The sequence below is a fragment of the Pseudomonas sp. HS6 genome (genome assembly GCF_023375815.1).
Lineage (GTDB): Bacteria > Pseudomonadota > Gammaproteobacteria > Pseudomonadales > Pseudomonadaceae > Aquipseudomonas.
The window spans coordinates 4,835,344-4,857,355 of sequence record NZ_CP067412.1 but is presented as its reverse complement, the minus strand read 5'-3'; the positions used below and the strand labels follow the sequence as shown (position 1 = coordinate 4,857,355).

Genomic DNA, 22,012 nt, shown 5'->3' with positions numbered 1-22,012 from the left:
ATGACCGACTATAAAGCCACGCTAAACCTTCCGGACACCGCCTTCCCAATGAAGGCCGGCCTGCCACAGCGCGAACCGCAGATCCTGCAGCGCTGGGACAGTATTGGCCTGTACGGAAAGTTGCGCGAGATTGGCAAGGATCGTCCGAAGTTCGTCCTGCACGACGGCCCTCCGTATGCCAACGGCACGATCCATATCGGTCACGCTCTGAACAAGATTCTCAAGGACATGATCATCCGCTCGAAGACCCTGTCGGGTTTCGACGCGCCGTATGTCCCGGGTTGGGATTGCCACGGCCTGCCGATCGAGCACAAGGTTGAAGTGACTCACGGCAAGAACCTGGGCGCGGACAAGACCCGCGAACTTTGCCGTACGTACGCCACCGAGCAGATCGAAGGGCAGAAATCCGAATTCATCCGTCTCGGCGTGCTGGGTGACTTCGCCAACCCATACAAGACCATGGACTTCAAGAACGAGGCCGGGGAAATCCGCGCCCTCGCCGAAATCGTCAAGGGCGGTTTCGTGTTCAAGGGCCTGAAGCCTGTGAACTGGTGCTTCGATTGCGGTTCGGCCCTGGCCGAAGCTGAAGTCGAGTACGAGAACAAGAAGTCCTCGACCATCGACGTTGCGTTCCCGATCGCTGACGAGGCCAAACTGGCCGCTGCGTTCGGTCTGCCGTCGCTGAGCAAGCCAGCTTCGATCGTGATCTGGACCACGACTCCGTGGACCATCCCGGCCAACCAGGCGCTGAACGTTCACCCTGAGTTCAACTACGCGCTGGTTGATGTTGGCGACAAACTGCTGGTGCTGGCTGAAGAGCTGGTCGAATCCTGCCTGTCCCGCTACAGCCTGGAAGGTTCGGTCGTCGCGACCACCTCCGGTAAAGAGCTGGAGCTGATCAACTTCCGTCACCCGTTCTACGATCGTCTGTCGCCGGTGTATCTGGCCGACTACGTGGAACTGGGCGCTGGCACCGGCGTGGTTCACTCCGCCCCGGCCTACGGCGTGGACGACTTCGTGACCTGCAAGAAATACGGCATGGTCAACGACGACATCATCAACCCGGTGCAGAGCAACGGCGTTTACGTGCCGTCGCTGGAGTTCTTCGGCGGCCAGTTCATCTGGAAGGCCAACCCGGCGATCGTCGAAAAACTGACCGAAGTCAGTGCGCTGCTGCACACCACCGTCATCGAACACAGCTACATGCACTGCTGGCGCCACAAGACCCCGCTGATCTACCGCGCCACCGCGCAGTGGTTCATCGGCATGGATAAAGAGCCAGTCAGCGGCGACACTCTGCGCGAGCGCTCGCTCAAAGCCATCGAAGACACCACATTCGTTCCGGCCTGGGGCCAGGCGCGTTTGCACTCGATGATCGCCAACCGTCCGGACTGGTGCATCTCCCGTCAGCGCAACTGGGGCGTGCCGATCCCGTTCTTCCTGAACAAGGAAAGCGGCGAGCTGCACCCGCGTACCGTCGAACTGATGGAAGAAGTCGCCAAGCGCGTAGAAGTCGAAGGCATCGAAGCCTGGTTCAAGCTCGACGCTGCCGAGCTGCTGGGCGATGAAGCCCCGCAATACGACAAGATCAGCGACACCCTCGACGTCTGGTTCGACTCGGGCACCACGCACTGGCACGTCCTGCGCGGTTCGCACCCGATGGGTCACGAGACCGGCCCGCGCGCCGACCTGTACCTGGAAGGTTCCGACCAGCACCGTGGCTGGTTCCACTCGTCCTTGCTGACCGGTTGCGCCATCGACAACCACGCGCCGTACCGCGAGCTGCTGACTCACGGTTTCACCGTGGACGAGTCCGGCCGCAAGATGTCCAAGTCGCTGGGCAACGTGATCGCACCGCAGAAAGTCAACGACACCCTGGGCGCCGACATCATGCGTCTGTGGGTTGCTTCGACCGACTACTCCGGCGAAATCGCAGTGTCCGAGCAGATCCTGCAACGCAGCGCGGACGCCTACCGGCGGATCCGTAACACCGCGCGCTTCCTGCTCTCGAACCTGACCGGTTTCAACCCGGCCACCGACCTGCTGCCGGCCGAAGAGATGCTGGCGCTGGATCGCTGGGCTGTGGATCGCACATTGCTGCTGCAACGCGAGTTGCAAGAGAGCTACGGCGAATACCGTTTCTGGAACGTGTACTCGAAGATCCACAACTTCTGCGTGCAGGAGCTGGGTGGTTTCTACCTGGACATCATCAAGGATCGCCAGTACACCACCGGCACCGACAGCAAGGCCCGCCGTTCGTGCCAGACCGCGCTGTTCCACATCTCCGAAGCGCTGGTGCGCTGGATCGCGCCGATCCTGGCGTTCACCGCCGACGAACTGTGGCAATACCTGCCGGGCGAGCGCAACGAATCGGTGATGCTCAACACGTGGTACGAAGGTCTGACCGAGTTGCCGGAAGGCTTCGAACTGGGTCGCGAGTACTGGGATCGCATCATGGAAGTGAAGGTTGCGGTCAACAAAGAGATGGAAATCCAGCGCGCGGCCAAGGCTGTCGGTGGCAACCTGCAAGCCGAAGTGACGCTGTTCGCCGAAGACGCTCTGACTGCCGATCTGGCCAAACTGAGCAACGAACTGCGCTTCGTTCTGATTACTTCGACCGCCAGCGTTGCGCCGTTCGTGCAGGCTCCGGCCGATGCTGTGTCGACCGAAGTCAGCGGCCTGAAGCTGAAGATCGTCAAGTCTGCCTTCCCGAAATGCGCCCGCTGCTGGCACTGCCGTGAAGACGTCGGCGTGAACCCGGAGCATCCGGAAATCTGCGGCCGCTGCGTGGACAACATCGATGGCGCCGGCGAGGTTCGTCACTATGCCTAATGCCGTTGGCCGTTTCGGACGGCTGAGCTGGCTCTGGTTGAGTTTGCTGGTTCTGGTCATCGACCAGGCCAGCAAGTTTTACTTCGAAGGCAAGCTCGAGATGTACCAGCAGATCGTGATCATTCCCGATTACTTCAGCTGGACCCTGGCCTACAACACGGGCGCGGCATTCAGCTTCCTGGCTGACAGCTCCGGCTGGCAGCGCTGGCTGTTCGCCCTGATCGCGGTTGTGGTCAGTGCGGTGCTGGTGGTCTGGCTGAAGCGACTGGGCCGCAACGAAACCTGGCTGGCCGTCGCGTTGGCACTGGTGCTGGGCGGCGCGCTGGGCAATTTGTATGACCGCATTGCCCTGGGCCATGTGATCGATTTCATTCTGGTGCACTGGCAGAACCGCTGGTACTTCCCGGCGTTCAACTTCGCCGACAGCGCCATCACAGTGGGTGCGGTGATGCTGGCACTGGATATGTTCAAAAGTAAGAAAACCGGAGAAACCGTTCATGACTGAACAGGTATTGGCTGAGCAACGTATCGGCCAGAACACGGAAGTCACCTTGCACTTTGCATTGCGCCTGGAGAACGGCGATACGGTCGACAGTACCTTCGACAAGGCCCCGGCGACCTTCAAGGTCGGCGACGGCAACCTGCTGCCGGGCTTCGAAGCAGCGCTTTTCGGCTTCAAGGCGGGTGACAAGCGCACCCTGACCGTTGAACCGGAAAACGCGTTCGGCCAGCCTAACCCGCAGAACGTGCAGGTCATTCCACGTTCGCAGTTTGCGGACATGGAGCTGTCGCCGGGTCTGCTGGTGATCTTTAATGATGCGGCGAATACTGAGCTGCCGGGTGTGGTGAAAGAGTTTGACGACGCGCAAGTGACCGTCGACTTCAACCACCCGCTGGCCGGCAAGACGCTGACCTTTGACGTGGAAATCTTCTCCGTCAAAGCGCTGTAAACGCTGTTCTGCAGGGGCCATAGCGGCTCCTGCATTGATCTGAATTTTCGCGCGCAAGACACGAGGCACAGCATGCAAATCAAACTCGCCAACCCCCGTGGCTTCTGCGCCGGCGTGGACCGGGCGATCGAAATCGTCAACCGCGCCCTGGAAGTCTTCGGGCCACCGATCTATGTGCGTCATGAAGTGGTGCACAACAAGTTCGTCGTCGAGGACCTGCGCAGTCGTGGCGCGATCTTCGTCGAAGAGCTGGATCAGGTGCCGGACGACGTCATCGTGATCTTCAGTGCCCATGGCGTATCGCAAGCCGTGCGTACCGAGGCCGCCGGTCGTGGCCTGAAAGTGTTCGACGCCACCTGCCCGCTGGTGACCAAGGTGCACATCGAAGTCGCCAAATACAGCCGTGACGGCCGTGAATGCATCCTGATCGGCCACGCCGGTCACCCGGAAGTCGAAGGCACCATGGGCCAATACGACGCCAGCAACGGCGGTGCGATCTACCTTGTCGAAGACGAGAAAGATGTTGCCGAATTGCAGGTGCATAACCCGGACAAACTGGCCTTCGTGACTCAGACCACCTTGTCGATGGACGACACCAGTCGAGTCATCGACGCGTTGCGCTCCCGTTTTCCGGCCATCGGTGGCCCGCGCAAGGACGATATCTGCTACGCCACGCAGAACCGTCAGGACGCGGTCAAGCAATTGGCCGACGAATGCGACGTGGTGTTGGTGGTCGGCAGCCCTAACAGCTCCAACTCCAATCGTCTGCGCGAGCTGGCCGAACGCATGGCCACGCCGGCGTACCTGATCGACGGTGCCGAAGACCTGCAAAAGAGCTGGTTCGATGGCGTCGAGCGCATCGGTATCACCGCCGGGGCCTCTGCACCTGAAGTGTTGGTGCGTGGCGTGATCCAGCAGCTGCAGGCCTGGGGCGCCACCGGTGCCGACGAGTTGGCCGGGCGAGAAGAGAACATCACGTTCTCGATGCCTAAAGAGCTGCGCGTACGTTCGATCTGACCGCTTTATCCTTTCGACACAACGCCTGTTCAGCCTTTTCGCTGGCCAGGCGCACGCGACCGGTCGCCGCCAGCACCAGTTGAAGCTGGCTGACCGGTTCGCGGGTCGAACAGATATGTAGTTTTCCTGCCTGAAACGCCCGCCCGGGCATCAGCGGTTGCCCCAGACTGCTGAACCGAATGTACCGACTGACGAACCAGTTGCCGACAATGGGTATTCGCCCATCACTGGAGTGCTCCATCAGCAGCGGATTGCTGCTGTCCTCCGCACCCTGGCCACTGACATCCAGAATGATCCGCCAGCCTTGGCTCCAGTCCCCGCCGATGCCGTGAATCACCACGCTCTGATTGCGCGTGATCGCCTGAGTGCGGGCGGTGCGGATCCCGCTGATCAGCGACTCCGCCGCTTGTTGCCGCTGGTTTGACTCCATCAGTGTTGCAAACGCCGGGCTGACCAGCGACAGAACAATTGCGCCGATCGTTAGTCCCATAAGCAGTTCGACCAGACTGAAACCCTGTTGCCGCATGTGTATTCCCTCCGTGGAGCATGGCGTTCGGCGCGATCCGTGCGCCGGGCAGGGCAAATCAACCGACGTAACCCGGTCGAATGTTCTAGGTTTGTAGAGCAGGTATAGCCGACGGCAACGGAGGGCATCGATGGATCATCGTACAAAAGGTTTCACGCTGATCGAGCTATTGGTGGCGGTCGCGTTGTTTGTGATCCTGATCACGATGGCCGTGCCGGCGTTTACCCGCTCGATACAGGGCAGCAAGGCCGACACCGAAGTCGGCGACCTGCAACGGGCGCTCAATTACGCACGCCTGGAAGCCATCGATCGCGGGACCACCCTCCGATTGCGGCCGACCGCCGGGGGCAGCGTCTGGACTGGCGAATTGTCGGTCTACGACAGTACTGGCACTTCGGCCAATGTATTGCGGGTTGTTCCAGCGATGAGCAGTGGTGCAACTCTGACGCTAACCTCAGGAGTGACCGCGCTGGATTTCAACAATCTGGGCGGGCTGGCAGCACCGTCCACGGCGGTGGTGTTCAGTTACACGCTGGGCACGCAAAGCAGGACGCTGAACGTGTGTCTGAACGGACGAATTCAATCGGGTGGAAGCTGCGGATGAGGGCAGGGAGCAAAGGTGCACAGGAAGGCATGTCGCTGATCGAAATACTGGTCGCGTTGCTGATTCTGACGGTCGGGTTGCTCGGGGCTGCGGCGGTTCAGCTCAATGCGTTGAAATACACCGACAGCTCGCGCATGACCAGCCAGGCCAGTTTCATCGCCTACGACATGATGGACCGCATCCGCGCCAACTCCGGCGCCGACTACACCGTCACGCCGCCGACCTCGGGCAACCTGAATGTCACCCGGGATCAGGATCTCTACGACTTCACCACCAACATCGTCAATTTCGGCGGGCCGAGCGCCACCGGCAGTATCACGCTCAACCAGCGCGTGTACACCATCACTATCAACTGGAGTGACGCGCGGGCCGCCAACACCGCGAGCGCCCCGCGCAGTTTTGTCCTGACCAGCCGCGCCGCGGTCGATCCGGTGGCCTCGCCATGAAGCGCCATAACCAGGGTTTCGGTCTGATCGAAATGCTCATCGCATTGGCGCTGGGGCTGATCATCGTACTGGGCGTCGTACAAACCTTTCTAGCGGCGAAGAACACCTACGTCAGCCAGAACACCTCGGCTGCCATGCAGGAAGATGCGCGGTTCGTGTTGAGCAAGATGATTCAGGAATTGCGCATGGTCGGGATGTTCGGCTGCCTGGGGACGATCACCGATTCCAGTACCAGCGGCGATTTCAACGCCGCCCAGATCACGCCGATCAGTTGGGACAACACCAACCTCAAGCTGACGCTGGTCACCGCCGACGTCGGTGGCGCGGGCGGGACGCCGACCTGGACGGTGGTGTCCGACTGCCGCAACAGTTCAACGGCCTATACAGGCGTGCGAGCACCGGCGACCGGGCAACTCGGGTTTCCGATCCGGCGTCTGGTCTACAGCTTCAGCAACAACCAGATCCTGATGGGCACCGGCAGCGGCACGCCGACTCAACAAGTGCTGGTGAGCAACGTCAGTGCCTTCACCGTCCTGTTTGGTCTGGCCAGTACCGCGACCGATGTGGCTGCCTCGACCTACAGCAGCAACCCCAGTGATCCGGCACGCATCCGCAGCGTGCGCCTGAGCCTGACCCTCACCGATCCGGCCAACCGGATCGCCAATCAAACCTTCAACGTGGTTGCCGCGCTGCGCAACCGCTTGCAGTGAGGGCCGGTCGATGAGCGTTTCTCTCCATCAACGACGAAGCCAGCAAGGCATGGTGTTGTTGGTCAGCCTGGTATTTCTGCTGCTTTTGACCGTGATCGGTCTCTCTTCGATGCAGAGTGCCAACCTGCAGGAAAAGATGGCTGGCAGCGTGAGTCTGCGCAACCAATCGTTCCAGACTGCCGAAGCAGCGCTGCGCATGGGTGAAAGCGCGGTGCAGCTGGACAGTTATGCGCTGGCGGTGTGTGCCAATACCACGCAATGCGCGCCGCCGGCGGAGTCGTCGGTGGTCAGCGCGGCGGGGCTCAACTCGACGTCGGGGGTTACCTGGGTCGCTGCGGGCACCGGCTTCTACGGGGTGCAGAACATCGGTACCACCCTGACAGCGGTGAACGTGCCGAGCAATACCTCGGCGACGCTGTACCGGGTCACGGCCGTCGGCATCGTCGGCAGTTCACGCAGTGTGGTGGAGAGCGTTTATGCGAAGTACTGAGCGGCGCTCTGGCAGGTGGTCCCGGTTCATGGGTTTGTTATTGGGCCTGTATCTCGCGGCGCCAGCGTATGCCTTCACCCCGTCCGACTCACCACTGTTGAGCGCGGCGGCAGTACCGCCGAATGTCATGCTGTTGATCGACGATTCGGGGAGTATGAACAGCATCATTTACGCTTCGGGTTTTGATCCGACGGTTACCCGCACGCCGGCCCGGCAGTGCAACGCGGTGCTTGGTTTGTGTCTGACTTCGACGGCGATCACCGGTGACCCGGTGTTTCTCTCGAGCTTGCCGACCTCAGGCTGCTCCGGCGGTGCCTATGCGTTCTACAACAACAGCCTGGCGCCGCTGTGTCTGAAACTGCCAGATCCGGTGGGCGGCGGAAACACCCGCTATTACGGGGATTACATCGCCTACGTGGTCGGCCTGGCCATCAGTAACGGCACTCGCGACTTCACCACCGGGGCCATTCCCAACGACTACCGGATCAACGTCGCACGCAACGTTTCCAATGCGCTGGTGGCCAGCAACCGCAACCTGCGCATCGGTCTGTCGACGTTCAACCCGGCCACCAGCAACAACCCGGGCAATGGCGGGTATATCGCCCGTTCCATCAGCGATCTGTCACCGGTCAGCGGCAGCGTCACCCAGGCCCAGGCCGACACCAACTACAACGCCCTGATTTCGTCGATCAATGGTCTGAGTGCCGTGGCCAACACGCCGCTGGCGGAAACCTATTACGAAATCACCCGCTACATGCGCGGCATGGCGCCGTATTACAACTCGACGCCGACCACCTACACCAGCCCGATCCAGTACCGTTGCCAGAAAAACTACGGGGTGGTGATTACCGACGGTCTGCCGACCTACGACCGCACGTTTCCCTCCAACGACCCGCTCGGGGGCAGCCGTCTGCCGAACTGGGACGGCATCAACAACGACGGCAACGACCTCAATGGTGACGACGAAGGCGATACGCTGTACCTGGACGACATCGCCAAGTTCGCCTTCGACATCGACATGCGTTCGACCGGTGTCGATGCCGCCGGCAAGAGCTGGAGTTCGGCGGACTTTCCCAAGCAATACATGAACACCTACACGGTGGGATTCACCGCTTCCAATAGCATGCTGTCGGATGCGGCGAGCTACGGGCAGGGCAAGTATTACCAGGCGACCGACAGTGCCGGCCTCAACACGGCGCTGTCGTCGGCGTTGAGCGACATCACCTCCAAGGCAGGTTCTGGTGGCGCGGGTGTCAGCAGCGGAACCACCCTGACCAGTAGCAGCAGTTTTTATCAGACCACCTATGACCCCAAGGATTGGCGCGGCACGATCAAGTCCTTCGGCTTCACCTCGGCCGGAGTGGTGAACACCTCAGCGGTGCAGTGGACGACTGACACCGCTATCGTTCCGGGTGCCACCGCACCGACCTACCAATCCTGGAATACGTCCAGCAACGCACCGGTAACCCTGGTCTACGGCAACTTTTCCGCTGCGCAACAGACGACCTTGAGTCAGAGCTTGCCCACAGGCATCAGTGGCAGTGATCTGGTGGAGTGGAGCAAAGGCACCAACAAAACCGGGCTCAAGGTGCGCAGCGTGCTGTTGGGCGACATCATCAATTCGCCACTGGTACTGGCTTCTCCGACGGTACAGACCGCCTCGGACCTTATCGGTGATTCAACTTACAGCGCCTACCTGGCGACCAAGGCTGCGAACATGAACGCCAGCCTGGTGGTGAATGCCAACGACGGTTTTGTCAACGTCATCAACTCGGCCAACGGCACCCGGCGCTACGCCTACATGCCATCAAGCGTGCTGCCGTCATTGCGGCTGATCGCTGACCCGACCTACATCAATGGCGTCAGCCACAAGTTCCTGGTGGACGGGCAGGTCGGCGTCTATGACGCGCAGTTCGGGAGCGCCTGGAAAACCCTGGCCATCGGCGGCACCGGGGCCGGCGGCAAGACCTTCTATGCGCTGCAATTGTTCGACGCATCGGCCGGGAATATTCTCAATGCACTGTGGGAAGTCAGCGCTCCAGCCACGGCCAACACGGCCAACACTTTCAATGATCTGGGTTATGCCTACGCCCGGCCGGAAGTGGCACGCTTGGCCGATGGTCGTTGGGCGGCCTTCATCGCTAACGGATACGGCAGCAATTCGGGGGTAGCGGCGTTGTATGTACTGGATGTGCGCGATGGCTCGTTGATCAAGAAAATCGTCATCGACAGCACGGAAACCACCAATGGCTTGTCTTCGGTGAAGCTCAAAGTCAATTCGCAGAATGTGGTGCAGGCCGCCTATGGCGGCGACTTGAAGGGACGCCTGTGGAAGTTCGACCTGAGCGCGACCACGACCGACGGCTGGGGCGTGGCGTTTTCCGGCAAGCCGTTGTTCACGACGGCTGGCGGGGCGACTCAACCGATTACTGCGCAACCGCTGCTGGCGGACAACTCACTGGGCGGCAAACAGATCTTCGTCGGTACCGGCAAGTTCAATGAAACCGCCGACAAGACCAACAAGGATTTGCAGGCGTTTTACTCGGTGTGGGATGCCGATGGAGGTTCAGGTCAGCTCACGGTCAGCAGTTTGCAGGCGCAGGCGATTACTGGATCGTTCTCTGGCAGTTCCGGGCAGTTCTTGACCACGACCCAGAACGACACGACTTATCCGGGGGAGAAGGGCTGGTATCTGCCACTGGTTTATAACAACGTGCTGACCGGTGAGCGGGTGATCAATCAAGCCAGTCTGGTGCTGGGGCGCATCGTATTCACCACGGCCAGTGTCGATACCACCGACCCGTGTTCAAGTTTCGGCACCGGCAAACTGGTCGAACTCGATGCGTTCAGCGGTAAGATGCTCAACTACGCGGTGCTCGACACCAGCGCCGATGGCGTGGTCGACAGCAACGATACGATTTCCAGTGGTGTGATATTCACCGGCGGTATACCGACATTTAACGGAGCTGTTAATAACGCAACGCGCAAACCCGTGACGGATACCAGTGGCAACATCACGACCCTGGTGGAAAAGGGCGGCGGCGGCAGCCGTCGTATCATGTGGCGACAAATACAGTAAGCGAGAGTTGAGGCATGCGCAGATCCATCCGAGGATTCACCCTGATCGAAATCATGATCGTGATTGCGATTATCGGGATCATCATCACCATTGCCGCACCGAGCTATACCGAATACCTGAAGAAGGGCCGTCGCGCCGAGGTGGTATCGCTACTGTCGGAGCAGGCGCAGACGCTCGAGCGCTTCTACACCAAGAACAATGTCTACACGGGCATCACCGGTCTCAGCACGGGCAATGATTTCTACACCATCACCCCGACCATCGCTGACCAGACCTTTCTGCTGACCGCGACCCGCAAGGCCGGTACGACCATGGCCGGCGACAAGTGCGGGGACTTCACCCTCACCAACACCGGTGTAAGAAGCATGAACAACGCGACAACCGGGCTTGCCACCAAGGATTGCTGGGGCCGCTGAACCGCATTTATTCGGGTGCCTTTTGCGCCCACTGTCTTTTTTACGGTTGGATCAAACATGACCAGGCAACAGCAAGTGGTGATTGTCGGTGGCGGGGTGATTGGCCTGCTCACCGCGTACAACCTCGCGTCCGAGGTAGGCAGCGTGGTGCTGCTGGATCGTTCGAACGTTGGTCAGGAATCGTCCTGGGCCGGTGGCGGCATCGTTTCTCCGTTGTATCCGTGGCGCTATAGCCCGGCCGTCACGGCGCTGGCGCACTGGTCGCAGGATTTTTATCCACAGCTGGGCGAGCGGCTGTTTGCCGATACCGGTGTTGATCCCGAAGTACACACCACGGGCCTGTACTGGCTGGACCTGGATGACGAAGCCGAAGCGTTGGCCTGGGCCAAGCGGGAAAACCGTCCGCTGCGGGCTGTGGATATCTCGGCGGCCCACGATGCGGTGCCTGTACTCGGCGGTGGTTTTTCCCGGGCGATCTACATGGCCGACGTGGCCAACGTGCGTAATCCACGGCTGGTGAAGTCATTGAAAGCGGCGTTGCAGGCGCTGCCGAACGTGACGATTCAAGAGCAGTGCGAGGTCAGCGGGTTTGTCCGTGAGGGTGAGCGGGTTGTCGGTGTGCAAACATCGAAAGGTGTCTTCAGCGGCGATCAGGTGGTGCTGACTGCCGGTGCGTGGAGCGGCGAGTTGCTCAAGACACTGAATCTGTCGCTGCCGGTGGAGCCGGTCAAGGGCCAGATGATTCTCTACAAGTGTGCGGCGGATTTCCTGCCGAGCATGGTGCTGGCCAAGGGGCGTTACGCAATCCCGCGCCGCGACGGGCATATCCTGATTGGCAGTACGCTGGAGCATGAAGGCTTCGACAAGACCCCGACCGACATCGCACTGGAAAGCCTCAAGGCCTCGGCAGTGGAATTGTTGCCGGCACTGGCGGATGCCGAAGTGGTGGGGCACTGGGCCGGTTTGCGTCCTGGCTCACCGGAAGGGATTCCCTACATTGGCCGCGTGCCGGGCTTTGATGGCCTGTGGCTCAATTGCGGGCATTACCGCAACGGGCTGGTGCTGGCGCCCGCATCCTGTCAGCTGTTTGCCGATGTGATGCTCGGGCGAGCGCCGATCATCGATCCGGCGCCTTATTCCCCGACCGGACGTATCTAGTCAGTTTTTCTTCTGGTGACTGACAAATCGCTTTCGCGGGCAAGTCGAATCGTCGCACCGCCGCTCCCACAGTTTTGTGGCGTGCTCAACTTTTGATAAAAACGCCATACCCTGTGGGAGCGGGCTTGCCCGCGATGGGGCCCTTAATCCAGGCCCAGTTTCTTGAGCCTGTAACGCATCGATCGAAACGATAGATTCAACCGCTGGGCCGCTGCCGTGCGGTTCCAGCGGGTTTCCTCCAGCGCCTGCAGGATCAGCTTGCGCTCGACGTTCTCCAGATAGTCTTCCAGGTTGTCGATCTGCGTCAGGTCGGCGATGCCACCTTCGGCCGCGCAGTTGCCTTCGCTCAGGCGCAGGTCGTCGGCTTCGATCATGCGGTTTTCGCACAACGTGTGCGCGCGCTCGAGGACGTTCTCAAGCTCCCGGACATTTCCCGGGAAGCGGTAGTTCTTCAAGACTTCAAGCGCTTGCGGGTGCAGACGGGTCGAGGGTTGACCGGTGCCGTGGGCCAGACGCTTGAGCACATGGGAGGCCAACGCTTCGATATCGTCACGGCGTTCGCGCAGGGACGGTACGCGCAGTTCGATCACGTTCAGCCGGTAATACAGGTCCTGCCGAAAGCGCTCGGCGGAGACTTCCGCGTCCAGATCCTTGTGGGTGGCGCAGAGAATCCGCACATCGACCACGGTTTCCTGCTGGCCGCCGACGCTGCGCACGGCTTTTTCCTGGATGGCCCGCAGCAACTTGACCTGCATCGATAGCGGCAAGTCCGCCACTTCATCGAGAAACAACGTCCCGCCATGGGCTGCCTGGAAGAGACCCGGTTTGTCCTCCACCGCGCCGGTGAAACTGCCTTTGCGATGGCCGAAGAACTCGCTTTCCATCAACTCTGAAGGAATGGCCCCGCAGTTCACCGGCACGAACGGCTGGCTGGCGCGCGGGCCTTGCTCGTGAATCAGGCGGGCGACCAGTTCCTTGCCGCTGCCGGACTCACCGCTGATGTAGACCGGCGCCTGACTGCGGGCCAGTTTGTCGATCTGTTTGCGCAGATCGCGCATCGGCTGCGAGTCGCCGAGCAGGCGCCGGTCAATCGAGGTACAGACACCGCCGGTCGTGGGCATGCGCAACGCCGTGGCGACCAGTTCACGCAGCCGCGTGAGGTCCACCGGTTTGGTCAGGAAATCAAAAGCCCCGGCCTTCAGGGCGTTGATCGCCGTTTCCAGGCTGCCGTAGGCCGTAATCATCGCCACCGGCAATTGCGGGTAGCGTTGCTGAATGTGCTGCACCAGCTCCAGCCCGGTACCGTCGGGCAGGCGCATGTCGGTCAGGCACAGGTCGAAGGTGTCGCGATTCAGCAACGCCTTGGCTTCGCCGAGATTACGTGCGCTGAAAGTGTCGAGTTTCATCCGTCCCAGGGTGATTTCCAGGAGTTCGCGGATATCCGGTTCGTCGTCGACGATGAGGATTTTTTGCCGTGGGCTCGTGTTCAACTTTGTTTCCGTCCGTGAGCAAAGGTGATGCGAAAGCAGCCGCCGCCTTGGCGTGGTTTGAAGTCTAGGCGGGCCTGGTTGCTTTCGCACAGCTCACGGGACAGATAAAGCCCAAGGCCGGTGCCCTGGCTGCTGGTGGTGAAGAAAGGTTCGAACAGATGGGCTTGCTGATCCAGCGCCACACCGGGGCCGTTGTCTTGTACTTCAAGCACGGCCAACTGGCTTTCAGGGTCGATGAACAGCCGCAGCCAGACCTCCGCCGGATCGTGCAACAGGGCGCTGTGCCGCCAGCCGTTGCGCAACAGATTGTCGAGAATTTGCGTCAGTTGGCCCGGGTCCATCAGGGTGCGGAAATCCCCGGATTCGATATGCAGATGAATCCGCTGGCGCTCGCTGGCCTGTTCACGGCTTTCGTCGACGAACTGCGCGAGCCAGGGTTCGAGATCGAGCCGCTGCGGCGCGCTTTGCTGGCGGCGCGACAGTTGCAGGACGTTTTCAATGACTCGGTTCATGCGCTGGGAGTGATCCTGGATGATCTGCGTCAGACGCCGATCCGCGCCGTCGAGTTCCTCGGATTCCTGCAACAGCTGCGCGGCATGACTGATGGCGCCCAGCGGGTTGCGGATCTCGTGGGCGATGCCGGCGGTCAGGCGCCCGAGCGCGGCGAGCTTCAGTTGCTGGGCCTGTTGGGCGATCTGAGCGAGGTCTTCGAGAAACACCAGGGTCTGGCGGTTGGGGCTCTGTTCCAGTGCGATGAAGCTGGGTTGCAGTTCCAGACCGTTGGTCGCGATTTTCAGGCTTTGGGGGCGCAGGGTCGGGTTGTTCAGCCACAGGTGCAGACGCTCGACCAGCGCGGTCGAATAATCATCGATCAGATGCCCCTCAAGAGGCGACTGGGCCAGCAGGGTCCGGGCGCTGTGGTTGGCCAGCTGTACCCGGCGTTGTTCGTCGAGGACCAGAATGCCGGTGCGCATGCGTTGCAGGATCAAGGCGTTGAGGGCTTCGAGGCTGATCACCTCGCTGGCCCGTTGTTCGGCCAGGGTCTCACTGACTTCGAGGCGGCGGATCAAGCCTTGAACCAGAAGGGCGCCGGCAAAACACAGGGCGCCGAGGGTGCCCGCTTGCAGGTATTCGTTGGCGCTCAAGGGATGGCTGAAGCTCAGCAGGAAGCTGAGGCCGACAATGCCGAGTGCCGCGATGGCCGCAATCAGCACACCGATACGTCGTCGCAACAGGGTATTGCTGATGGCCACCGAGACGATCAGCAGATTGCCGATCGGGCTGGCCACGCCGCCAGCGGCGTAAAACAGCCCGCACAGCAGCAGGATGTCGATCAGGGCCAGCCCGAACAACTGGGCCGGGCGGCGGATGTTCTCCAGGAACACCACCAGCAGGATGTTCAGCACCAGGTACAACCAGCTGCCATTGCGCAGCAACTCGTCGTCGGCCGACGTCAGCAGGCGGTTGTCCATGTTGCTGGAAATCAGCAACACCAGAGTGATGCCGACGCTTAAACGATAGAGGTGATAGAGGCGCAGCAGTCGCTGGGCCTGTTTGCGAGTGGCGTTGGTGGCCTCAGCGATCACTGTGGCCAGGGCCTTGCTCAAGGTGAGCCTGGCTGCAATACCACTGTTGTCGAAGGCTCAGCGCGCGGTCGCGTGGCAAGTGCACGCCGCAATGGGCGCATCGCACCATGGGCGCGGCATCCTGCTCGCGCGGGGATTGCGTCGGTGAAGCAGGGGCCTTGAATTTGCGCCACAACCAGACGGCGGCGGCGATCAGGGCGATCCAGAACAGTAAACGAAGCATGATGGGCGGCTTTTTGACTGATGATCCGGCAGTTTAGCCAAGGACTTGGCAGGCGCACAGCTCAATAAAACGCGGCAATAAAAAAGGGAGATCCGAAGATCTCCCTTTCTCGTGCTTGCGCTGTGATCAGTCGAACACACCGAAAGTCATGTAGCTGAACCACGAGCGGTCGTCGTTGTTGCCTGCCGCGCTGTGCTCTTCTTCTTCGATCACTGCGCCGTTTTCGTCTTTAGGCTTGAGCTCGTTCGGGATCGCGTCTTTCGCATCCTGGAACTGCTTCTGCACGTCCTGGTTGGCGCGGGTTTCTCCCGGCGGCAATGGAGGACGGGATTCGATCAGGCCCAGGGTTGCCTTGCTCAGCCACGAACGGTTGTCGGCTTCAGCGACCGACGGTACGAACTGACCGTCTTTCAGGCTCGGGTGGTTCGGGTAGTTGAGCTTCAGGGTTTCCAGGCTGGAAGCTGCCAGTTCGTCCAGGTGCAGACGCTGGTAGGCTTCGGTCATCACCGCCAGGCCGTCACCGACCGATGGGGTTTCCTGGAAGTTTTCCACGACATAACGGCCACGGTTGGCGGCGGCGACGTAGGCCTGACGGGTCAGGTAATAGTCGGCTACGTGGATTTCGTAGGCTGCAAGCAGGTTGCGCAGGTAGATCATGCGCTGCTTGGCGTCCGGCGCGTAGCGGCTGTTCGGGTAGCGGCTGGTCAGCTGGGCGAACTCGTTGTAGGAGTCGCGGGCAGCGCCCGGGTCACGCTTGGTCATGTCCAGCGGCAGGAAGCGCGCCAGCAGGCCGACGTCCTGGTCGAACGAGGTCAGGCCCTTGAGGTAGTAGGCGTAGTCGACGTTCGGGTGCTGTGGGTGCAGACGAATGAAGCGCTCGGCGGCGGACTTTGCAGCTTCCGGCTCCGAGTTCTTGTAGTTGGCATAGATCAGTTCCAGCTGTGCCTGATCCGCGTAGCGACCGAACGGATAGCGCGACTCCAGAGCCTTCAGCTTGGCTGTGGCGCTGGTATAGCTGTTGTTGTCCAGGTCCTGTTGAGCCTGCTGGTACAGCTCGGCTTCACTCAGGTTTTCGTCTACGACTTCCTTCGATGAGCAAGCAGCGGTCAATGCGAGGATGGCGATCAGCAGCAGGTGTTTCACTTGCATGGCGGCTTGCGTCCCTATGACGGCCGCTGTCTTGGGCGGGGCCGTCCTGTTATGATGAGCGCCCCGTTGAAAAGCCCCGGGGCAAAAGACGCCGTATTTAACCACAAGCGCGCAGCCGAAACCAAAGGCTGTAGCCGACGCCCAGTCCGAGCATGTCCGATAAAATTGAACTTCGCGCAGAGGTGCCGTCCGAATTGGGCGGCCAACGCCTCGATCAAGTCGCCGCCCAACTCTTCGCAGAGCACTCACGCTCGCGCCTTTCCGCCTGGATCAAAGAAGGTCGCCTGACTGTGGACGGGGCGGTCATCCGCCCGCGCGACATCGTTCATGGCGGTGCCATCCTTGAGCTGACCGCCGAGCAGGAGGCCCAGGGTGAATGGGTCGCTCAGGACATCGAGCTCGATATCGTCTATGAAGACGATGACATCCTCGTGATCAACAAGCCTGCGGGCCTGGTGGTGCACCCGGCTGCTGGTCACGCCGATGGCACCTTGCTCAACGCCTTGCTGCACCACGTGCCGGACATCATCAATGTCCCGCGCGCCGGTATCGTGCATCGTCTGGACAAGGACACCACCGGTCTGATGGTGGTGGCCAAGACCATTCAGGCGCAGACCAAACTCGTTACCCAGCTGCAAAGCCGCAGCGTGAGCCGGATCTACGAGTGCATCGTGATCGGCGTGGTGACGGCCGGTGGCAAGATCAACGCCCCGATCGGTCGCCACGGCCAGCAGCGCCAGCGCATGGCGGTGATGGAAGGCGGCAAGCCTGCCGTCAGCCACTACCGCGTGCTGGAGCGTTTCCGTTCGCACACCCACGTACGGGTGAAGCTGGAAACCGGTCGTACCCACCAGATCCGCGTGCACATGGCACACATCAACTTCCCGTTGGTCGGCGATCCGGCGTACGGCGGTCGTTTCCGCATTCCGCCAGCGGCGAACCCGACCATGGTCGAATCCCTCAAGCACTTCCCGCGTCAGGCTCTGCATGCTCGGTTCCTGGAGCTGGATCATCCGACCACCGGTGAGCGCATGAGCTGGGAATCGCCGTTGCCGGAAGATCTGGTCTGGCTGCTGACGCTGCTCAAGCAGGATCGCGAGGCATTCATCGGATGAACTGGCTGACGCCGGACTGGCCCGCGCCGGCCAGCGTCAAGGCCTGTGTCACCACCCGTGAGGGCGGCGTCAGCGAGGCGCCGTTCGACAGCCTCAATCTGGGCGATCATGTTGATGACCGCCCGGAGGCCGTTGCCGAAAACCGTCGGCGTCTGACCGAACACTTCTCCATACAGCCTGCTTGGTTACAGCAAGTGCATGGGATTGCCGTGGCGCATGCTGATCCGTCCGTGGTGGCCACGGCGGATGCCAGTTGGACTGCAACGCCCGGTATCGCTTGTTCAGCGATGACCGCCGACTGTCTGCCGGCGTTGTTCTGCGACCGTGCCGGTACTCGCGTTGCTGCCGCTCATGCCGGTTGGCGTGGCCTGGCGAATGGCGTGCTGGAAGCCACCCTCGACAGTCTGGATGTGCCTGCCGAAGACATTCTGGTCTGGCTCGGCCCGGCCATCGGCCCGCAAGCCTTCGAAGTCGGCCCGGAAGTCCGGGAAGTCTTCATCAATCAATTGCCCGAAGCCGCGACAGCCTTTGTCCCGAGCCACAATGCCGGCAAGTTCATGGCTGACATCTATAAGCTGGCGCGACTGCGTCTGGCGGTTCGCGGTGTCACTGCTGTTTATGGTGGCGGTTTCTGTACCGTGACCGATCCGCGCTTCTTCTCTTATCGCCGTGCATCGCGCACAGGTCGCTTCGCCTCCCTGATTTGGCTCACCCGCTAAGCTTGTCTGACCTGCATCAACTCCCTGACGCTTGAATCTTCCAGAATCGACCGCATCTATAGCGGTATCTGGCAGGTTTCTTTATTCAGGATGGTTTTTTAGGTCCGGCCTGCTCAAAAGGAAGGTGACCCATGCGTATAGACCGTTTAACCAGCAAGTTACAGTTGGCGTTGTCCGATGCCCAATCTTTGGCAGTCGGCCACGATCATCCGGCCATCGAGCCGGCGCATTTGATGCAAGCCATGCTTGAACAGCAGGGTGGTTCGATCAAACCCCTGCTGATGCAGGTGGGCTTTGACGTCAACAGCCTGCGTAAAGAGCTGACCAAAGAGCTCGATCAATTACCGAAAATCCAGAACCCGACCGGCGATGTCAACATGTCGCAGGATCTGGCGCGTCTGCTCAACCAGGCCGACCGTCTGGCCCAGCAGAAGGGCGACCAGTTCATTTCCAGCGAGCTGGTGCTGCTCGCCGCGATGGACGAGAACAGCAAGCTCGGCAAGTTGCTGCTCGGCCAGGGCGTGAGCAAAAAGGCCCTGGAAAACGCCATCAACAACCTGCGCGGTGGTGAAGCCGTCAACGACGCCAACCACGAAGAGTCGCGTCAGGCGCTGGATAAATACACCGTCGACCTGACCAAGCGCGCTGAAGAAGGCAAGCTCGATCCGGTGATCGGCCGTGACGACGAAATCCGTCGCACCATTCAGGTTCTGCAACGCCGCACCAAGAACAACCCGGTGCTGATCGGCGAGCCGGGCGTGGGTAAAACCGCGATTGCCGAAGGTCTGGCCCAGCGCATCATCAACGGCGAAGTGCCGGATGGCCTCAAGGGCAAGCGTCTGCTGTCCCTCGATATGGGTGCGCTGATTGCCGGTGCCAAGTATCGCGGTGAGTTTGAAGAGCGCCTGAAATCCCTGCTCAATGAGCTGTCGAAGCAGGAAGGGCAGATCATTCTGTTCATCGACGAACTGCACACCATGGTCGGCGCCGGTAAAGGCGAAGGCTCGATGGATGCCGGCAACATGCTCAAACCGGCTTTGGCCCGTGGCGAGCTGCACTGTGTCGGCGCGACCACGCTCAACGAGTACCGCCAATATATAGAGAAGGACGCAGCCCTCGAGCGGCGCTTCCAGAAAGTGCTGGTGGACGAGCCGAGTGAAGAAGACACCATCGCGATCCTCCGTGGCCTCAAGGAGCGTTACGAGGTTCACCACAAGGTGGCGATCACCGACGGCGCGATCATCGCGGCGGCCAAGCTCAGCCATCGCTACATCACTGACCGGCAGTTGCCGGACAAGGCGATCGACCTGATCGACGAAGCGGCCAGCCGCATCCGCATGGAGATCGACTCCAAGCCGGAAGTGCTGGATCGTCTGGAGCGTCGCCTGATTCAACTGAAAGTCGAATCCCAGGCGCTGAAGAAAGAAAGCGATGAAGCGGCGATGAAGCGCCTGGAAAAACTCCAGGAAGAAATCGTCCGCCTCGAGCGTGAGTACTCGGATCTGGAAGAAGTCTGGAACTCGGAAAAAGCCGAGGTGCAGGGTTCTGCGCAGATTCAGCAGAAGATCGAACAGTCCCGTCAGGAACTGGAAGCCGCGCGCCGCAAAGGCGACCTGAATCGCATGGCCGAGTTGCAGTACGGGGTAATCCCGGATCTGGAGCGCAGCCTGCAAATGGTCGACCAGCACGGCAAGAGCGAGAACCAGTTGCTGCGCAGCAAGGTGACCGAAGAGGAAATCGCTGAAGTCGTCTCGAAGTGGACCGGTATCCCCGTGTCGAAAATGCTCGAAGGCGAGCGCGACAAGCTGATGAAGATGGAAAACCTGTTGCACCAGCGTGTGATCGGCCAGGACGAAGCAGTGGTCGCAGTGGCCAATGCGGTGCGGCGTTCCCGTGCCGGGTTGTCCGACCCGAATCGTCCGAGCGGCTCGTTCATGTTCCTCGGCCCGACCGGTGTCGGTAAAACCGAGCTGTGCAAGGCGCTGGCCGAATTCCTCTTTGATACTGAAGAGGCGATGGTGCGGATCGATATGTCCGAGTTCATGGAGAAACATTCCGTGGCACGGCTGATCGGTGCACCACCGGGATACGTCGGTTACGAAGAGGGCGGTTACCTGACCGAAGCGGTACGGCGCAAGCCTTACTCGGTAATCCTGCTGGACGAAGTCGAGAAGGCTCACCCGGACGTGTTCAACATCCTGCTGCAAGTGCTGGAGGATGGACGCCTGACCGACAGCCACGGCCGCACGGTGGATTTCCGCAATACCGTGATCGTCATGACCTCTAACCTGGGTTCGATGCAGATTCAGGAACTGGTCGGTGACCGTGAAGCGCAACGTGCAGCGGTGATGGATGCGATTTCCACCCACTTCCGTCCGGAGTTCATCAACCGGGTCGACGAAGTGGTGATCTTCGAGCCATTGGCGCGGGATCAGATCGCGGGCATTACCGAGATCCAGTTGGGTCGTCTGCGCAGTCGTCTGGCTGAGCGCGAGCTGAAGCTGGAACTGAGCCCGGAGGCGATGGACAAGCTGATTGCTGTCGGTTACGACCCGGTCTATGGCGCACGGCCGCTGAAACGGGCGATCCAGCGCTGGATCGAGAACCCGTTGGCGCAGTTGATCCTGTCGGGTCGCTTCCTGCCAGGCGAGACTGCAACCGGCGTCGTGGAGAACGACGAGATCACGTTCAACTGACACCTGCTGGTGGTTAAGTAAGCAAGGCCTCGCAATGCGAGGCCTTTTTTTTCGTTAGGCTGTTGAACTCAAAGGAAAAGGCTTGTAAAGTGCGCCCCGCAGTCAGTCACCAACACGGTTTCAGCTCACTGGGCAGAAATCTGAAATAAGTTGCAAATCATTAACTTGAAAGCAATTTAGGGGGTTGACAGAGGTGTTCTAGGTTGTAGAATAGCGCGCCTCAGACACACGAACGCAGCGATGCGAAAACGGTGTCGAGAAGCTGCAAGTTTCACCGTAGTAAATTGAAATATGTAGTTCCGTGATAGCTCAGTCGGTAGAGCAAATGACTGTTAATCATTGGGTCCCAGGTTCGAGTCCTGGTCACGGAGCCAATTTCAAGCCGGGGTATAGCGCAGTCCGGTAGCGCGCCTGCTTTGGGAGCAGGATGTCAGGAGTTCGAATCCCCTTACCCCGACCATTTTTGGGTCGTTAGCTCAGTTGGTAGAGCAGTTGGCTTTTAACCAATTGGTCGTAGGTTCGAATCCCACACGACCCACCATTTTTGAAACCAGTTAACGCTGGGATCGAATCTTAAGGTCAGAGGCCAAAAGCGCTGATCGAAGAAGGCGATCTTTGAAAGGTCGCCTTTTTTTTACCGGGGTATAGCGCAGTCCGGTAGCGCGCCTGCTTTGGGAGCAGGATGTCAGGAGTTCGAATCCCCTTACCCCGACCATATTAAAAATCCTCGTATCGAAAGATACGGGGATTTTTTTTGCCCTCCAGAAATGTTTCATTCAAGTCATCGTACAACTTGCCGATAGCCC

Annotated in this window: 19 protein-coding genes and 4 tRNA genes; 18 read left to right on the top strand and 5 right to left on the bottom strand. The window is 60.3% G+C overall.

Features of this window, described 5'->3' with window-relative positions:
• From ileS to ispH, 4 genes are all read left to right on the top strand, one after another.
• A complete protein-coding gene (gene ileS, locus JJN09_RS21990) occupies positions 1 to 2,832 on the top strand; it encodes an isoleucine--tRNA ligase (RefSeq protein WP_249483742.1) in 2,832 nt (943 codons plus the stop codon).
• Entirely contained in the window at positions 2,825 to 3,337 is a 513-nt protein-coding gene (gene lspA / locus JJN09_RS21985) for a signal peptidase II (protein ID WP_223449009.1), read from the top strand. Before ileS ends, lspA begins: the two co-directional genes overlap by 8 nt.
• A gap of 7 nt (positions 3,338 to 3,344) precedes the next feature.
• Positions 3,345 to 3,782, top strand: a complete 438-nt coding sequence (gene fkpB / locus JJN09_RS21980) for an FKBP-type peptidyl-prolyl cis-trans isomerase (protein ID WP_173861359.1) — start codon at positions 3,345 to 3,347, stop codon at positions 3,780 to 3,782.
• Between the two features lie 72 nt (positions 3,783 to 3,854).
• Entirely contained in the window at positions 3,855 to 4,799 is a 945-nt protein-coding gene (gene ispH, locus JJN09_RS21975; protein WP_064118727.1) for a 4-hydroxy-3-methylbut-2-enyl diphosphate reductase, read from the top strand.
• On the opposite strand, the gene JJN09_RS21970 is transcribed toward ispH, so the two are convergent.
• Positions 4,771 to 5,325, bottom strand: coding sequence for a GspH/FimT family pseudopilin (locus tag JJN09_RS21970; protein WP_249483741.1), 555 nt, complete (start codon positions 5,323 to 5,325; stop codon positions 4,771 to 4,773). The genes ispH and JJN09_RS21970 overlap by 29 nt on opposite strands.
• Positions 5,326 to 5,455: 130 nt before the next feature.
• Here JJN09_RS21970 and JJN09_RS21965 point away from each other — a divergent pair, with 130 nt between their 5' ends.
• The 7 genes from JJN09_RS21965 to thiO are packed head-to-tail and all read left to right on the top strand — an operon-like array spanning position 5,456 to position 12,228.
• Positions 5,456 to 5,929 carry a GspH/FimT family pseudopilin gene (locus tag JJN09_RS21965; RefSeq protein WP_249483740.1) on the top strand — a complete coding sequence of 158 codons (474 nt, stop codon included), beginning with the start codon at positions 5,456 to 5,458 and terminating at the stop codon, positions 5,927 to 5,929.
• Complete coding sequence (gene pilV, locus JJN09_RS21960) at positions 5,926 to 6,375, top strand: type IV pilus modification protein PilV (RefSeq protein ID WP_249483739.1); 450 nt, start codon at positions 5,926 to 5,928, stop codon at positions 6,373 to 6,375. The genes JJN09_RS21965 and pilV overlap by 4 nt, the downstream gene beginning before the upstream one ends.
• Positions 6,372 to 7,085, top strand: a complete 714-nt coding sequence (locus JJN09_RS21955) for a PilW family protein (protein ID WP_249483738.1) — start codon at positions 6,372 to 6,374, stop codon at positions 7,083 to 7,085. Before pilV ends, JJN09_RS21955 begins: the two co-directional genes overlap by 4 nt.
• 10 nt (positions 7,086 to 7,095) lie before the next feature.
• Entirely contained in the window at positions 7,096 to 7,575 is a 480-nt protein-coding gene (locus tag JJN09_RS21950; RefSeq protein ID WP_249483737.1) for a PilX N-terminal domain-containing pilus assembly protein, read from the top strand.
• The gene (locus JJN09_RS21945; protein WP_249483736.1) at positions 7,562 to 10,654 is read left to right on the top strand and encodes a pilus assembly protein; all 3,093 of its coding nucleotides are present in this window, start codon (positions 7,562 to 7,564) and stop codon (positions 10,652 to 10,654) included. The genes JJN09_RS21950 and JJN09_RS21945 overlap by 14 nt, the downstream gene beginning before the upstream one ends.
• A gap of 14 nt (positions 10,655 to 10,668) precedes the next feature.
• The gene (locus JJN09_RS21940; protein ID WP_249483735.1) at positions 10,669 to 11,070 is read left to right on the top strand and encodes a type IV pilin protein; all 402 of its coding nucleotides are present in this window, start codon (positions 10,669 to 10,671) and stop codon (positions 11,068 to 11,070) included.
• A 57-nt stretch (positions 11,071 to 11,127) separates the two neighbouring features.
• A complete protein-coding gene (thiO, locus tag JJN09_RS21935) occupies positions 11,128 to 12,228 on the top strand; it encodes a glycine oxidase ThiO (RefSeq protein ID WP_249483734.1) in 1,101 nt (366 codons plus the stop codon).
• A gap of 143 nt (positions 12,229 to 12,371) precedes the next feature.
• Here thiO and JJN09_RS21930 read toward each other — a convergent pair whose 3' ends face one another.
• From JJN09_RS21930 to JJN09_RS21915, 4 genes are all read right to left on the bottom strand, one after another.
• Positions 12,372 to 13,718 (bottom strand): sigma-54 dependent transcriptional regulator, encoded by a 1,347-nt coding sequence (locus JJN09_RS21930; protein WP_249483733.1) that lies wholly within the window; start codon positions 13,716 to 13,718, stop codon positions 12,372 to 12,374.
• Complete coding sequence (locus JJN09_RS21925) at positions 13,715 to 15,304, bottom strand: PAS domain-containing sensor histidine kinase (protein WP_249490838.1); 1,590 nt, start codon at positions 15,302 to 15,304, stop codon at positions 13,715 to 13,717. Before JJN09_RS21925 ends, JJN09_RS21930 begins: the two co-directional genes overlap by 4 nt.
• Entirely contained in the window at positions 15,294 to 15,527 is a 234-nt protein-coding gene (locus JJN09_RS21920; RefSeq protein ID WP_249483732.1) for a PP0621 family protein, read from the bottom strand. The genes JJN09_RS21925 and JJN09_RS21920 overlap by 11 nt, the downstream gene beginning before the upstream one ends.
• Before the next feature lie 126 nt (positions 15,528 to 15,653).
• Positions 15,654 to 16,676: an outer membrane protein assembly factor BamD gene (locus tag JJN09_RS21915; RefSeq protein WP_249483731.1), complete on the bottom strand. Its 1,023-nt coding sequence runs from the start codon at positions 16,674 to 16,676 to the stop codon at positions 15,654 to 15,656.
• A 152-nt stretch (positions 16,677 to 16,828) separates the two neighbouring features.
• Between JJN09_RS21915 and rluD the strand changes: the two genes are divergently transcribed.
• From rluD to JJN09_RS21880, 7 genes are all read left to right on the top strand, one after another.
• The gene (gene rluD / locus JJN09_RS21910; protein WP_249483730.1) at positions 16,829 to 17,791 is read left to right on the top strand and encodes a 23S rRNA pseudouridine(1911/1915/1917) synthase RluD; all 963 of its coding nucleotides are present in this window, start codon (positions 16,829 to 16,831) and stop codon (positions 17,789 to 17,791) included.
• Positions 17,788 to 18,510 (top strand): peptidoglycan editing factor PgeF, encoded by a 723-nt coding sequence (pgeF, locus tag JJN09_RS21905; protein ID WP_249483729.1) that lies wholly within the window; start codon positions 17,788 to 17,790, stop codon positions 18,508 to 18,510. Before rluD ends, pgeF begins: the two co-directional genes overlap by 4 nt.
• A 131-nt stretch (positions 18,511 to 18,641) precedes the next feature.
• Positions 18,642 to 21,206, top strand: a complete 2,565-nt coding sequence (gene clpB, locus JJN09_RS21900; protein WP_249483728.1) for an ATP-dependent chaperone ClpB — start codon at positions 18,642 to 18,644, stop codon at positions 21,204 to 21,206.
• A 298-nt stretch (positions 21,207 to 21,504) separates the two neighbouring features.
• Positions 21,505 to 21,580: transfer RNA gene (locus tag JJN09_RS21895), tRNA-Asn, on the top strand.
• A gap of 9 nt (positions 21,581 to 21,589) precedes the next feature.
• Positions 21,590 to 21,666: transfer RNA gene (locus tag JJN09_RS21890), tRNA-Pro, on the top strand.
• Between the two features lie 5 nt (positions 21,667 to 21,671).
• Positions 21,672 to 21,747, top strand: a tRNA-Lys gene (locus tag JJN09_RS21885).
• 97 nt (positions 21,748 to 21,844) lie between these two features.
• A tRNA-Pro gene (locus JJN09_RS21880) sits at positions 21,845 to 21,921 on the top strand.
• Positions 21,922 to 22,012 lie beyond the last annotated feature (91 nt).